General features: G+C 63.2%; 10 protein-coding genes and 2 pseudogenes. All 12 read left to right on the forward strand.

The features are described from left to right. The first annotated feature begins 613 nt into the window (after positions 1-613). The 12 genes and pseudogenes from C9F11_RS43750 to C9F11_RS43800 all read left to right on the forward strand — a co-directional run bounded on the left by C9F11_RS43750 (position 614) and on the right by C9F11_RS43800 (position 14,897). Complete coding sequence (locus C9F11_RS43750) at positions 614-1,987, forward strand: phage tail sheath subtilisin-like domain-containing protein (protein ID WP_171076186.1); 1,374 nt, start codon at positions 614-616, stop codon at positions 1,985-1,987. Positions 1,988-2,483: 496 nt separating this feature from the next. Beyond that, positions 2,484-2,735: pseudogene (locus C9F11_RS43755) on the forward strand (transposase); the annotation flags it as partial. Positions 2,736-2,775: 40 nt separating this feature from the next. Beyond that, positions 2,776-3,164, forward strand: a pseudogene (locus C9F11_RS49185) (transposase); the annotation flags it as partial. 463 nt (positions 3,165-3,627) lie between these two features. Continuing rightward, positions 3,628-5,268, forward strand: a complete 1,641-nt coding sequence (locus C9F11_RS43765) for a phage tail sheath subtilisin-like domain-containing protein (RefSeq protein WP_138967957.1) — start codon at positions 3,628-3,630, stop codon at positions 5,266-5,268. A 182-nt stretch (positions 5,269-5,450) separates the two neighbouring features. Beyond that, positions 5,451-5,900: a phage tail protein gene (locus C9F11_RS43770; protein ID WP_138967959.1), complete on the forward strand. Its 450-nt coding sequence runs from the start codon at positions 5,451-5,453 to the stop codon at positions 5,898-5,900. Next, positions 5,893-6,315, forward strand: coding sequence for a hypothetical protein (locus C9F11_RS43775; RefSeq protein WP_138967961.1), 423 nt, complete (start codon positions 5,893-5,895; stop codon positions 6,313-6,315). Before C9F11_RS43770 ends, C9F11_RS43775 begins: the two co-directional genes overlap by 8 nt. Continuing rightward, positions 6,312-6,473 carry a DUF6760 family protein gene (locus C9F11_RS50010; RefSeq protein WP_346347476.1) on the forward strand — a complete coding sequence of 54 codons (162 nt, stop codon included), beginning with the start codon at positions 6,312-6,314 and terminating at the stop codon, positions 6,471-6,473. Before C9F11_RS43775 ends, C9F11_RS50010 begins: the two co-directional genes overlap by 4 nt. Positions 6,474-7,781: 1,308 nt before the next feature. Next, the gene (locus C9F11_RS43780) at positions 7,782-8,234 is read left to right on the forward strand and encodes a phage tail protein (RefSeq protein ID WP_138967964.1); all 453 of its coding nucleotides are present in this window, start codon (positions 7,782-7,784) and stop codon (positions 8,232-8,234) included. A 46-nt stretch (positions 8,235-8,280) separates the two neighbouring features. After that, on the forward strand, positions 8,281-9,078 hold the full coding sequence (locus C9F11_RS43785; protein WP_138967966.1) for a LysM peptidoglycan-binding domain-containing protein: 798 nt from the start codon (positions 8,281-8,283) through the stop codon (positions 9,076-9,078). After that, positions 9,062-11,290 (forward strand): VgrG-related protein, encoded by a 2,229-nt coding sequence (locus C9F11_RS43790; RefSeq protein WP_171076187.1) that lies wholly within the window; start codon positions 9,062-9,064, stop codon positions 11,288-11,290. The genes C9F11_RS43785 and C9F11_RS43790 overlap by 17 nt, the downstream gene beginning before the upstream one ends. Positions 11,291-11,304: 14 nt before the next feature. Further along, positions 11,305-11,718, forward strand: coding sequence for a GPW/gp25 family protein (locus tag C9F11_RS43795; RefSeq protein ID WP_138967970.1), 414 nt, complete (start codon positions 11,305-11,307; stop codon positions 11,716-11,718). Continuing rightward, positions 11,715-14,897, forward strand: coding sequence for a baseplate J/gp47 family protein (locus C9F11_RS43800; RefSeq protein WP_138967972.1), 3,183 nt, complete (start codon positions 11,715-11,717; stop codon positions 14,895-14,897). Before C9F11_RS43795 ends, C9F11_RS43800 begins: the two co-directional genes overlap by 4 nt. Positions 14,898-14,948 lie beyond the last annotated feature (51 nt).

Raw genomic sequence — 14,948 nt, forward strand, 5'->3', positions numbered from 1 at the left:
CGGAAAGGCATTCCAACTGTTTCGCAAGTCGGTGCAGCAGCCCAGCGGCTGGTGATCGACTTTCTGAAGAGACGCCTCTCACCTTGGAGGAAACAGCCTCAGCGAGCGATCTGAGGAAAGACCCAGCAAGACCGCCGAAGCTCCCAGATCGATGCGGAAGTCGCGCTCTGAAAGTTCGCTCTTTGGATTGGGTGATTCCATGTGTCCTGTAGCACCTGGTGTTTATGCGAGAGAGGTTTCCAGCCGTGTCCGGTCAGTATCTGGTGCCGGTACATCCACTGCCGCGTTCCTCGGTTTTGCTCTTCATGGTCCAGCCGCCCCTACGCTGGTACGCAGCTGGGGTGAATATCTGCGTGTCTTTGGCCTGCCGGGCCTGGAAGCTGAGTTCCTAACTCCGCTTGAGGCAGCTCGCGGCTTCAGGCAGCGGTCTCTTACCCAGCAGGCGAGAGTAGAGTCGCTGCTTGATATCTTCAGGCCGTACACCGAGCCCGGGGCCTACACTTCCGAGGACGCCCAGAAGGTGAGGCTAGCCTGCGTCACGGTTATCGATCTCTACAAGCAGAGACTCAACGACAATGTAAGCAGCCCATTGCTGTCAGCAAAGGTGCAAACCGTGGCCGAGGCGATGGCCTCGCGCGATCTCACTGCGAGCGACCAACTGGCGCGTTCAGCGGCAGTTAAGGATGCCGCCACAGCGGGATCCGATTACTGCAAGACTGCGAAGTGGATTTTCCAGTTAGGGAATCAAAGCTCGGTAGGAAAGATCATCGAGCACATTGACAGTCTCTGGCGAAAAGCTATCATAAATGGGATCTCCGTCCTCAAGAACACACCGCGCGACATAAGGGCCCAGGATTCTCTAAGGAACGCCTTCACGAGTGCCGACGACGACTGGAAGAACCTCGAGAACCTGTTCGCCAAGCGTGTCCCGGAGGTTAACCTTCCGCTGCTGGCCGAGAAACTTGTGCGAGTTTACAGGGGTGAGCTGTCTTCGGTGGGCGATCCGGGATGGTGTCTGGCAGAGGCGGTGTACGGATTCTTCGCCAATGGGGGATCCGCTTGTTATGTGGTCCGCTTCGACGACCAGAGCGTACCGGACCATGCAATGCTGCAGGCGGGTCTGAAGGAACTGGAAGCGGTCCCGGAGGTGGCGATGGTCGCCGTCCCGGACCTGCACCACTTCTCCCCTGCTCTGGACGGAGCCAAGACGCTGATGCAGGCCGTGGCTCAGCACTGCGCCACCATGAAGAACCGCGTGGCTGTACTCGACACCCCCCAGGACAAGAGCGGATCTCCCAGACAAAGGGCACTGCAGAAGGCTGATATCGGGAATCTCGGCATCCCAGAGGAGGCCCGGGGATACAGTGCCCTGTACTACCCGTGGGTCACCGTTCCCGGCCTGGACGGTGCCTCCCGCTCGATTCCCCCATGCGGACACATTGCCGGTGTCTGGGCCCGCACTGATGCACAGCGCGGTGTGTTCAAGGCTCCCGCGAACGAGGCTCTCCGAGGCGTCATCGCTCTCCCGATGCACCTCACTGATGATGAACAGGCCGACCTCAACGAGGCTGGCATCAACTGCCTGCGGGTCTTTCCCGGGCGCGGCATCCTTATCTGGGGCGCTCGCACCCTGGCCATCGATAGCCATGACTGGCAGTACCTCAATGTCCGCCGCCTGGTCTGTTTCCTGGCCGATTCCATCAGGCAGTCGACCAGTTGGGCAGTGTTCGAGCCGAATGATGAACGCTTGTGGGCCACCCTGCGGCAGACCGTACAGAGTTTCCTCAAAGAACAGTGGCGCCAAGGGGCTCTCAGGGGAGCCACACCAGACGAGGTCTACTCCGTTATCTGCGACGCATCGAATAACACCTTGGAAACCGTGCAGAGTGGCCGCGTTATCTGCGATATTCATGTAGCCCCTACCAGCCCTGCTGAATTTATTCACTTTCAGATTCAGCAAACCGCTGGCCAGACCGCCACAGCATGAAATCAACACGAGACGGAAGCAGAGCCGACTGGCCAGCAGGCACATGTAATAGATACGTGGAGCTTGATATCGCGTTCTGCGACTCATCGGGGTTTTAGCTGATATCCGTTTGCTGCTCGGCGCGGTCAACATGGGTCTCTAGCCAGGCACGGAGAGCCTTGGAGCGGCGGACCGTCGGGTCAGCATCAACTGCCTCGAACTCCTCACTTGGTAAATCTTCGCCGCATGAAACCACATTGAGCGACAGGGGCATCCTGCTTCCCCAGGGGCCATTGCGTGAAAACAGTTTTCCGGAGCTGTCCGTGACATGCCGTCATAGGCTGGCTGGAAGCCAATTTAAAACTTTGTGGGTCACGAGGAGTTAGTACTCCAGTGGCACTTCACCATTCGTGCTGGTCAGAGGCGGTCTTTCGACCCTAGCGGTGTGACGGTGCCTCAGGGGCCGGTTTGAGGAAGCCGGGCGTGGACGGCAGTCTGATTCGGGCAGGGTCGGGGCATGATGGCTGACTTCGTCACAGGACGTTGGAGTGCCGAGCTTGGGGACCTGTTCTTGGGGGTGGGTGGACGGTTCGGCCGGGTTGAGGTACGGCGCCGGATGCGGGACTACGTGCGGGGCCTGCTAGGCCCGGTCGGCCGCAAGAACAGCTGGCAGTTGGCCGAGTACGCCGGTCACAACGGGCCGTACGGGCTGCAGCACCTGCTCTCGCGCAGCAGATGGGACCCGGACGAGGTCCGGGACGACGCCCGCAGGACCAGGGTGTGGGCGAGTTCTCCCTTGGTGGCAAAGCATCCCGCTCGCCGTCGCCGTGTCCGGCGCGCACATGCACGACAGTCTCGCCCTCAAGCCCCTGATCCGCGGCATACCCGCTATCCGTTCCCGGCGCGGGCCACGGCGGCGCCGTCCGGTCAAACTCCGTGCCGACAAGGCGTACTTCCCCGCCGGGCACCTCGCCTGGCCGCGGGAACGAGGGGGGTTCCGCGCATCGCCCGGCCTGGCATCGAGTCCGGCGAACGACTCGGCCGACACCGCTGGAAGATCGAACGGTGCATTGCCTGGCTCTTCGGCTACCGCCGCCTCACCGTCCGATACGAACGAAAGGGCTCCCACTTCCTTGCCTTCCTCGGTCTCGCCGCCGCGCTGACCTGCTACAAGAAGCTCACGAAACTCGCCACGTGAGACACCCCCTGAGGGATCACGTCACCGATTCGATCAAGGTCTCGCCGCCGGCTGGCGCCCTGGTAAAGCGGCCTCCGTCCGCGCGAGGGGCCCTGAGGATCACACGCCCACGTCCGACGTGCGCAAACAGTTTTGAATTGATTTCCTGTTCAGGGCAACCCTATTGGCCCCCTGTTCGGAATCTTCGGGGCCCCTCCATCCGACCCGCCACAACCATCCGCGCCGCACAGATTCAACCCGAGTGATAGTTAATCATGCCAAATTCGCCGCGCCCTCAAATAGGCAGCCAAACAGTTCCCACTCAATGGCGGGCGACCTTTTCGGAGAGTTGGATCACGATGAACCCAGTTCTCCAATAATGGACTGCTGTTCATTCCGAAGAAACAGGGTAGCGCTGCTCAGCGCGCTTGAATAAACCTCAGTGCATCTAAATACCATTCCAGCCCTTTGAAGGGATATAGCTATGACCAGTTTAGCCCCCGGCGTCTATGTCAGGGAAGTATCGAGCGGTGTACGCTCGATCGTGGGCGCCGGTACGTCCACCCCGGCGTTCATCGGCTTCACACCCCAGACGGTAATTTCGGCTCCTACGCTGGTGCGGAGCTGGACGGACTTCAGCAAGAAGTTCCTCCCTACGGATGCGGACATCAAGGAATCCCTGACCCGTGCGAGTGCGGCATATCAGGAGGCCCTACAGGCAGTAAAAATCCTGGAGAAGCTGATCAGCGACGCCCCGGATGCGGCGAGCAAGGTCATTGTCACCCAGGCTAAAATTGGGGAAACTCATACCGCTGCTGCCACGTTTGTGGCCAGCGTTGTTACGGCGCTGGCGAACCTTGGGTTACCTCGTTGGCAAGACGTCGACACGGCCTTGGAGGCAGCGCTGAAGGTAACCCACTCAGAGGAGAAGGCAGCAGACATAATTTTCACTGTCTACAGTACGGCTAAAACTCACTACGCCACCGCAGTAGCTCCTACCGTGACTGGCCTCACTGCAACGGCGACCGCGGCGGCGACAGCAGCAGATGCTCTTTCCAGTGCGGCAGTAACAGCCGTGCAGGGTTTCAAGGGAAATTTCGATAAGATTACTGGGGCCGTTGTATCGAAATTTGGGCTGGTGGATGCGTCCCGCATTGCCGCTGCGTATGCTCGACGCGAGCAGTCGGCGAAGGATAAGTGGAATCTGGCAGAGGCGGTGCTGGGGTACTTTGCGAATGGCGGTTCTCAGTGCTATATCGTGCCCCTGGAAGACGGGGGGATTCTTGGGAAGGCTCTGGCCCTTCTGGAGACCCAGCAAGACGTATCGATGGTGGTCGTCCCCGACCTTCACAACAAGGCCGAGGTGGCTGATGTCTCGGCTGTGGTGAACCACTGCGCGAAGATGAAGAACCGGGTAGCGATCCTTCACACACCGAGGTACTCAACGGATCAGGAAGCTCTCGCTTTTCGGAATAGCCTCAATGCCGGTGCCAATCCCGCGTTCGGGAGTCTGTACTTTCCCTGGGTGACGGTCCCTGGGGTGGACGGTGTGCCTCGGTCCGTGCCGCCGGTCGGGCATGTGGCGGGAGTCTGGGCGGCCACAGACAGTTCCCGTGGCGTGTTCAAGGCGCCGGCCAACGTCTCCCTGGCAGGGGCGAGCGGCCTTGATGTGGCGCTGAGTGATGAGCAGCAGGGGGTGCTCAACGACAAGGGGGTGAACTGTCTTCGCAGCTTCCCCGGGAGGCCGTTGATGGTCTGGGGGGCTCGCACGCTGGCTCATTCGTCGGATCGGGACTGGAAGTATCTCAGCGTCCGTCGTCTGGTCTGTTTCCTGTCGGATTCGATTCAGCAGGCGACGAGCTGGGCTGTTTTCGAGCCCAATGATGAACGGCTGTGGGCGACACTGCGCCAGAGTGTGTCAGCTTTCCTCAGGGATCAGTGGCGTCGGGGAGCACTGCAGGGTTCCACCCCGGATGAGGCGTTCTTGGTGGTCTGTGACAAGACGAACAATACGGATGATCTTGTGAACTTGGGGGAAGTGCACTGCGATGTATTTATTGCGCCGGTGCGGCCTGCGGAGTTCGTTCACTTCACTATCCAGCAAACGGCCGGCCAGGCGCCCTGAAATGTCCCTGTGCTGCCGACCCGGTGTTGAGAGGGCCGGCACCTGATGGCTTCTGCGATCTGCCTGTTTGCACGCCAGTGCCGTTGGAAATTCCCTGGGGTTCAGTTAGCTGGCGCCGCTCCCTCTCTTTTGTGATGCTGCCTGGCCTTCCGTAAGGACCGGTCCTTATCTATGGAGTTCTCATGACTATTGGTGATGTGTGCCCCACTAATATTTTCAGTGTCGAGCTGGGGAAGTTCCAGGTCGAGACGCTCATGCGGTGTACAGTTCCGCCGATTGAGATAGACGAGATCGAAGTGAAGCAGGTGTCGGCGACCGGTGAGTCGATTTCCCGTAAGCAGCCGGTACCCCGCGGGCAGAGCGGAGAGATCACGATCACTCGTGGCATGGATCGCAGTACTCAGCTCACAGAATGGATCAATACCTCGTTGGAGAAAAGAAAGTTTGATGATGCCCGGCAAGAAGTAGGCATCGCAGTGTATGACCTGAACAAGAAACTTGTGCGGCGCTACTTGCTGTCCAATTGCTGGGCGAAGCGGTACTCGATGACCGATCTGGATGCTTCCTCAAGCGAGCCGGCCACCGAAGAGGTTGTCCTCACCTACGAAGACTGCAGGATCGAGCATGCCTGATGCGGAGCAGACCCTGTCGGTTATGCCTCCGGAGTCCGGGGCTGTATCACTGCGCACGACGTTCGACTTTGAGCTGCCGCGCGGCTACGTGGATGATTCCGGCGTTGTACACAAGGACGGGACAATGCGTCTGGCCACAGGCCAAGATGAACTGATGCCGTTGATCGACCAGCGTGTCAGGGAGAATCCAGCCTATCTCGGTGTCGTCTTGCTCAGTTTAGTCGTCACCCGGCTGGGGTCGGTGCCGCGGATCGATGCGGAGCTGATCGGGAGGCTTTTCGCCGCCGATCTAGCGTACCTGCAGGAGGTCTACCGGTCCGTCAATGGCCTGGGCCAGGCGGAGACAGCGGCCTGCCCCGGTTGCGGGACCCGGTTCGCCCTGCCTGCTGCCGGGAGCGGCCTGGGGGAATCGTGACGTACCCGCCGAGTCGGCTGAAGCAGGAAGCGGCCTTTATCGCCTATCACTTCCATTGGCCGTTAGGAGATATTTTGAGCCTTTCCCATACAGAGCGGCTCGGCTGGGTACGGGAAATCAACGAGATCAACACACGTCTGAAAGAGCGAGTGAGGTAGCCGTCGATGACGCCTGTCTGTGAGCGGAGTACGGTGCTCCTTACGGCGGTGCTGCCGCCCGCGTGCAGCGGGCTGGCCGTCCTGGTAAAACGCCTGGTGGCGTGGAGGCGCTTTCCCCGGTGTATTTCGGATGAGGGTGTTGTGCTGCCCCGGGGGTGCGTGCTGAGCCTTCCCCCGACCTGGCCGGCCCGCGGGGCAGAGGACCGAGGCTGGTCCGCAGATGCGGTGGGCCCGATACGGGAGGGTGAGTGGCCAGCAGAGCTGCCCAGCCCGGCTCCGTCGGGCGGTAATACGTCCCCGGAGCCATCGCCGAGCGCCAGAACGCTCCCGCCCACACCGCCTTCCGCCTCTCTGCCAGTGCCATCGCCCTTCCCCTCCATTACCACACCGCCTTCCCGTCCTGCTCCAGGGACGCGAGCAGCAAGTCTGAGCCAGCCTCGACGAGTTCCTGGAGCGCCACCGAGCCCGGCGGGGCAGTTCACCTCCCCCAACAGACACCTCTCTGCTGATCTCCGCGGCGGCACCTCAAGAACTGCCGCCGCTGCGGAGATCGCCAGAGGAGGCGCAGCGGAAGACATAGTCCTTGATGCTCTGCACCACGAGGAGGGACACGACCCCATCAGCTCACCCCGACACAACGCAGCAGAGCCGATCGCGCCTGCTGCACCCGTCCTCGTCGGTCTGCAGCCGCCCCTCTCCTTCCCTCCCCCCCGGCTCACCCCCTTGCGTGGCGTGCCCGCAGGCCAGGAAGCAGAGTGGACCAGCCAAGAGGCACGGTCTCCAGCACTGGCAGGGACCGCAACCGGACGGCCACCCCTGGGCAGCTCTCCGCTTCCGCTAGCGGAAGCGGTCCCGGTCGCGGTCCCAGACCCGTCCACTGTCAGCATCACACCCCCCGCCCCGCACGACGCACAACCACCCTGCCCTCTACCCGGTGTCGCGCTCGTGTGGCCCTCCCCCCCAGCCCTCGCACCCTCGTCCTCGCCAGGCGCGTCGGCCACCGCCGTGTCGCCAGCCACCAGTGCCAGCCCAGCGTTTCCACTACCGCCCGCCAAACACCCGGGAGGCCGGGGCGTAGGTGCCCAGAGCGAGGTTCAGGTCCGCGCCGGGGCCACCGGTGCGCGGGCCCTCGCACGGGAGATCTCGCGTGATCACGTGGAGGTGCTTGTGCGTGCGGTGCTGGAACGGCTCGCGCCGTGGGGGCCGCCACGTGCCGACACGGAGTCGATGGCCCGTGACCCGGCCCCCCCGCGGTGAGTCGGAGGAGCTCTGGGGCCATGCGGGGCACATCGTCAGGAGGCCTTTGTCATGAGTACCGACACGTTTGCTGCCGGTTCCCTGTTCCGGTTCAGTATCGGCATGCACCAGCTGGGCTCGTTCACCAGCTGTGAGGGGCTGAGCTGCTACGCCGAGATCGAAGAGCGCCGCGAGGGCGGTCTGCATGACCGGGTGTCGCAATTACCCGGTCGGCTGAGATACAGCAACCTCACGCTTTCACGGCCGCTGACGCACCAGACCACGCTGATCTGGGCGTGGCTACAGCAGGTGAGTGCGCCGTCTACGGGCCCCATGGCCAGTCAGCTGCGGTTGCCAGGGCAGTTGGTGGCGCTGGGGCCCGACGGACGGCCGCTGGTGCGATGGGTGCTGGACGATGTGATGCCGGTGCGCTGGTCGGGCCCGTCGTTCTCTGCGGATCAGCCTCAAGCAGCGTACGAGAGCCTGGAGATCGTGCATAACGGGTTCCTGGAGGTGCTCGTGTGAGCGGCACTCCGCAGTTTCCCTCTCTCCTTTGACGTTAGGACCTGCCGTGTCTCTACCTTTGAGCGGCTTTGCCAGCGGTTTCGCGAGCGGCGCCATCGCGGGGAATGCTTTGGGGAATGCGCTGTTCGGCGGTGCTCTGGTACGTGCCGCGCTCGTGGTGCATGACCCTCCTACGGGCAGCAGTACGGTGCCGGGGCGGGAGCGGAACCGTTTGGTGTTCCATTTCAACCCGGAGTCGTTGCAGATCAGCAAGCAGTCCGAGTGGGCACGCCACGTGGCCAAGTGCGAGGCCAAGGCGAGCAAGCCGGAGTTCTCCGGTGCCCAGCCTCGGTCGCTGAGCCTGCCGATCCTGCTGGATTCCGGGTCCACCCGTGGGTCGGTGCAAGACGAGGCGGAAATGCTGATGGCGTGTTGTACCCCCACGCCGCAGAGTGTGGCCGCTGACCGGCCTTCACCACCGTGGGTGCGGCTGGAGTGGGGGCGATTGCGGACGATGGCGTTCACAGCCGTGGTGACGCACGTGGATGTCACCTACACGATGTTCGCGGGCGATGGTCTGCCCTTGCGGGCGGAGTGTTCGCTGACCCTGGAAGAAGTGGGCGGTGCGGTGGCTCGGCAGAATCCGACATCCGGGGGGCCGGGCGGGGCTGGGTCTCATGTGCTGGTCCAGGGCGAGAGCCTGGCGTCGCTGGCCTACCGGCATTACGGGGATGCCTCGCGGTGGCGCGAGATTGCGCGCAGCAACAGGATCGATGATCCGGACGGTGTGGTGCCCGGAGACCGGCTGATGCTTCCCACTCCGGCGGATGAGGGAGGAGGCGAGCCGGGTGGGTACGAACGATGACTGGTATGCGGCGGAGCCGGTGGTACAGCTGGCGGGCAAGGAGGTGCCACGGGAATGGGCTGGCGCTGTGGTGGAAACCCTGGTGGAGACCTCTGTGGCACAGCCGGCCCGGGCATGTGTGCGCTTTCACGATCCTGACCGCACCATGCTGGCCAAACTCAACGTCTCCATCGGTGCCCGCCTGGTGGTACACGCGGCCCTCGACGGCAGGCGACGGCAGTTGTTCGCCGGTGAGGTGACGGAGCTGCAGACTCAGCTGACTTCCGACACCTCGCAGACCTTCGCCGTGGTGTGGGGCATGGACGGCGGCCATCGGCTGCAGCGAGGCCGGCAGGTACGCGCGTACAGCAATGCCTCGCTGGAGAAGATCGTGCGGGAGGCGGCTGCTCGGGCTGGGCTGGTGTGCGGTGACGTCCACGGCGCACGAGAGACAATCCCCTACCTGGCTCAGCCAAATATGACGGACTGGGAACTGTTGCAGCATCTGGCGGTGGAACGCGGACTGCGCGTAAGTGTCGAAGGCAAGCAGGGGACGGTACTGCATCTGCGCCGCGCCGCCCCCGAGACGGGCCGGCCACGGGTCATCCTGCGGCGCGGGGACAACCTGCTGTCCGTCACGGCAGCGCTGACATCAGCTGGCCAAGTGGATACCGTGGAGGTACGTGGCTGGGATGTGACGCACAAGAAGCCCCTGAGCAGCGAAACAGTCAAGACCGAGAAGAGTGATCGCGTCCGGATCGGGCTGTCGCCCGCGGATGCATGTCGGCCCTTTCGGCGTGCTGGCGGCGCACGGCTGCTGGTGGCGGGACGGCCCTACGCGGTGAAAGCAGAGGCCAAGACGGCCGCGCAGGCGCTGGCGGCCGACTGCGCTGCCGGCTTTGCCGGTCTGCAGGCGGTGGCTAAGGGCAACCCCGGACTGCAGGCCGGGCAGTGGATCACCGTGGCGGGTGTCGGTGCCCCCTTCACCGGCGACTACACGATTTCCTCGTCCCGGCACAGCTTCGCCAGCGGCCAGGGAGCCCGGACGACCTACACCACCCATGTGCTGGTCGACCGGGCACCGGCAGGCCCGGTGCCCGCGCCTGCTCCGCTGTCCGCTCAGGGCGTGGCCATCGGCCTGGTGACCAAGGTCAAGAAAGAGGACAGCAAGGAAAAGGACGATAACAAGGAGGGCTGGGTCCGGCTGAAGCTGCCGTGGCTTGATGAGAGTTATGAGACTGACTGGGTTCGCAGTGTGCAGTTCGGGGGAGTCGGAGGGGGCGGGGTTGTGCCGGTCGAGGTCGGCGATGAGGTGCTGGTTGCTTTCGAGCACGGTCGCCTGGACCGGCCGTACGTGCTCGGCGGCCTGTACAACGGCAAGGACCATCCCAGTGATCACGATGGTGTCCAGCTGTTCGGTCCCGAAGGCAAGGCCAACCGCAGATCTCTGGCGTCGCGAGCCGGGGACCGGATCGAGTTGCTCACCCCCGCCGACGGGCCGCAGGGCATCCGCCTGGTCACCGGGCTGACCAGCGACAAGGGAGACGAGAAGGCGCAGCGCCTGTCGCTGTTGCTGGACCGGTCCGCTCACGCCATCGCGCTCTCGGCGGGAACAGACGACAAGGCCGTTTCTCTGCAGCTGGACTGCGCGGGCCAATTCGCCGCGCTCGGCGCGGGCACCGACAAGGACCAAGCCCAAATCTGCCTCGACCAGAAAAACAAGAAACTCACCCTCGGCACCGGCACCGGCACCAACGCCGTCAACCTCACCCTCAACCACGACACCCAAACCCTCACCCTCGCCGCAGGCACCGACAACAACCAAGCCCAAATCTGCCTCGACCAGAAAAACAAGAAACTCACCCTCGGCACCGGCACCGGCACCAACGCCGTCAACCTCACCCTCAACCACGACACCCAAACCCTCACCCTCGCCGCAGGCACCGACAACAACCAAGCCCAAATCTGCCTCGACCAGAAAAACAAGAAACTCACCCTCGGCACCGGCACCGGCACCAACGCCGTCAACCTCACCCTCAACCACGACACCCAAACCCTCACCCTCGCCGCAGGCACCGACAACAACCAAGCCCAAATCTGCCTCGACCAGAAAAACAAGAAACTCACCCTGAACGGCGGCGCCGCAGGGACCCTGGAGCTAGCGGCCAATAACATCAACATTACAGCCACAGAGAAGCTGACGCTGCAAGGAAAAAATGTCGATATCAATTAAGACGGGAGAGCATCGTGTCAGATCCGGACATCATCGGGGCAGGGTGGTCATTCCCCGCTCACCGCGATATTGACGGCAATGCGCGTCTGGCAAGTGGTACTGACGATATCGAGCAGGCCATCCATATCATCCTGGCCACCGCGCCAGGCGAGCGTGCAATGCGGCCCGAATTCGGCTGCGCCATCCACAACCTGGTCTTCGCCCCAGTCAACGCGACCACGGCGGGGCTGATGGAACAGGCCGTCCATGAGGCACTCGAGCGGTGGGAACCACGGGTTGAGGTGGACAGTGTGACGGTCCAGGGCGACGAGGCCAATACGGCGCGGGTCTACATCAGCATCTGGTACCACGCCCGCAACAGCAACGATCCACGCAACCTTGTCTTTCCCTTCTACACCATTCCTGCGCACGCCCCGGAGATACCATGACGTCCGCGCTGCCTCCCTCCCGTGAAAATCCCGGCCAGGCCATACAAGAGGAATCTGACCTGGACTCGCTGCGCTTTCAGGACGTGGTCGATGATGCGAAACGGATCCTGCCCTCGCTGTATCCGCAGTGGACCGACCACAACGTCTCCGATCCCGGCATCACCCTGATCGAAGCATGCGCCGCGGAGATCGACACGCTGTCCTATCGGCTGGGCCGCATGCCCCCACAGGTCCTCGACGCATACCTCAAACTGCTGGCCCGCCCTCTGCAGCCGGCCACAGCCGCCCGCGCGCTGCTCACCTTCACACAGACCCCCGGCGCCCCCGCCGATCCGCCGGTACCCGTCCGCCTGCCTGCGGGCACTCAAGTGGCAACCGGGCCTGGTCCGGAGGAGGGTGTCGTCTTCACCATCACCAGCCAATACACCCTGCCAGCGGTGCCCGGCTATGCTTACGGCCGTCCAAACACCATCCCCTCCAATCCCAGCGGCAACGGCGCTTACAACGTCACTTCCCTGGACCTAGATGCTGACCTGCCCGTGGCCCCAACAGATTCCCCGGACCAGGGGAAGTCCTTGGCCCTCCTTACCGATCCCGGCCAAGGCAAGCTCCTGACAGTGCACGTGTCCCTGACCATGCAATCAGCATCCGGTGAAGCGGAGCAGCCACCGTGCACACTCTGGGAGGTGCTGACCTCGCAGGGATGGCAGCCGGTGCAGTGGCTATACAACGGAACCTCCCTGCGCACCCCCGGCCCCGTTCCCTGCACTTTCACACTGCCGCGCACCCGAACGCTGGCGAGCGTGCAGGCCAGCCTCACGGGAAGCAAAGTCGGCGGGCAGGCAACCTTCTCGGCACCGGGCTGCGTCGCCTTGCGTATCAGCGCCGAAGGCCCCCCCGGCTCCCGGTGGTCCATCGCCTACCTAGCCCCGGCCTACGCCGTTGCCCCAGCTGTACCTGCCCTGCAGCTCACCCGCGTCAGCAAGGACGTGGGACGGTCGGACGGCACACCAGGCCAGACCTTCCCCCTGCCTCACTTCCTGGCAGCCGACAAACTAGATGAGGCACGCGTCGTCGTCACACCGTCGGCCAACGGGGTACCTCAGACCTGGACCCGGACCGAGACCTTCGCCACCGCGACCGACGAAACCGCGCACTTCATGCTCGACCCGGCAACCAGCCGACTCCGCTTCGGCCCTCAAGTCACCACACATCAGGGGGCCATGCAGTACGGCAGGATCCCAGCCAACGATGCCACGGTCACCATCCACGACGCTGCCATCACCCAAGGAGCCCGCGGTAACGTGGCAGCCCATACCCTGACACATCTGGTAGGAACAACCTGGAGGCAGCTGGACCCGGTGAATCCTACCCGCCCCCTGGTCGAGGTCACCAATACCACCTCCGCGCGCAGCGGCAGCGACCCCGAGACCGTCGAGCTCCTGCTGGAGAACACCAATGCCGGGTTCCACCGGCCACAGCGATGTGTCACGGCCGACGAGTACGAACACACCCTGAACAGCAACCTTCCCGGCCTGGCCCGGGCCATCTGCAAGCCCGCGCCGCCGGCTGAGCGCTCCCGCTACGACTTGCAGGCCGTTCTCATCCCCGAACTGCCCGCCGGTGCATCACCGTCCGCCCTCACCCTGGAAGCCAGCCCTGCTCTGATCACCACCGCCCGCGACCTGCTCAGCACACGACGACTGCTGGGCGCCCGCGTCCTGATATCCAGCCCGGCCAGTGTGCCGCTGCACATCGCCATCGACCTGACCACAGACCTGCCCGCCCAGGAACATCAGCGGCTGCGGGACCTCATCCGCGAAACACTCATCGCCGCCCTTCACCCAGTTACCGGTGGGCCACAGCACACGGGATGGGCCCTGGACAAAATCCCGACAGCAGGCGAACTCTCCGCCGTTCTTGCCCACGTACCCGGGATCCGTGCCAGCGCACCCCGCATCACCATCCGGCCGCCTGAGGGCCTCGGCCCGCAGATGCCCGTCGTGGATGTCCTGGACCTCACCATCAACCAGAACAGGTACTGGGATTCGGCTGTCCTGGCCCCACAGGTCACGGACCCAGCACAAGCCACTGACCGCAGCATCTCCCTGACGATCCAGGCGGGACTGAATACCTGGAGCCTGACGGCCCCCACGCCCACCGGAGGCCGATGGCTCACTCCCATCCCCTCCACCCTCACGGCTGATACCCAGCCCCTGGTCTGCCAGGCCAGCGTCCGGGACGGCGCGTTCACCGGCTCCCTCACCATCTCTCTGCCCGGTACCGGGCAGTGGGTCGAGTTGGACTGGAGCAACCCTCCCACCGGAGCCAACACATTCACACTGACCAGCAGCAGCGACAAACTCACCGCCACGCTCTCGGACGGCTTACAGCAGATCTCGTCATCCGTTACAGGGCAGTCCAGGGCAAAAAATCTCGGTGCCGCAGGCAACAGCGCCCACCCTCAGCTCACACTCACACTCACCCCAGGCGAGGCTCTCAACAGAAGCCTGATACTGGATGCCGCCGACGGCAGCAACGACACATGGACAGCAGCCAAGGAAACCAACAGCCTGAGAAACTGTTCGGCAGAGATCAAAGATCTGAAAGCTTCGATAAGTTGCCAAAACAACAACGCGTCCATGTATGGCGCCGTCACCTACACCTGCACCGTCACCAAGCACTTCGTCACGCTGAACTGGGAAGCCGCCCCTCTGGGAAACATCACCTACAAGGCCTCCGCAAACAGCAATGCGCAGGCATTTCTGGCCGGCGAACTAATCACCCCCCAGGGCATCACCCGCACTGCAGGCCAAGAGGACGGCGGCAGGAACGCCACGGCGAAGATCACGCTCAAGGATCCCCTGCACCAGCATGTAACCGTCCACCTGGATAACAGGCTGCCATCCAACCTGACCCGCGCATCGCTCAGTGCCCCGACCAATGCACTGTGGAAACCCGAACCTCCCCTGATCGTCACCGCCGACACCGCATCCTTCACCACCGTCGCCACGAACCAGGCACAGCCATTCACTGGCTCCGCAACCTACGCCTACACACTGAATTCCGACACGACGGGACAGCTCACCCTCACCTGGACTCGCAATAAGGACAACATCACGATCACCCTTACCGTCCCGACCCAGGCCACGGTCAAAGCCGGTTCCAGCTGGTCCTGAAGGGATCCTGCCCACGGTGCACGACACGCTCCACAAACCTCATCGCGACAG

This window comes from Streptomyces sp. YIM 121038, from assembly GCF_006088715.1.
Lineage (GTDB): Bacteria > Actinomycetota > Actinomycetes > Streptomycetales > Streptomycetaceae > Streptomyces.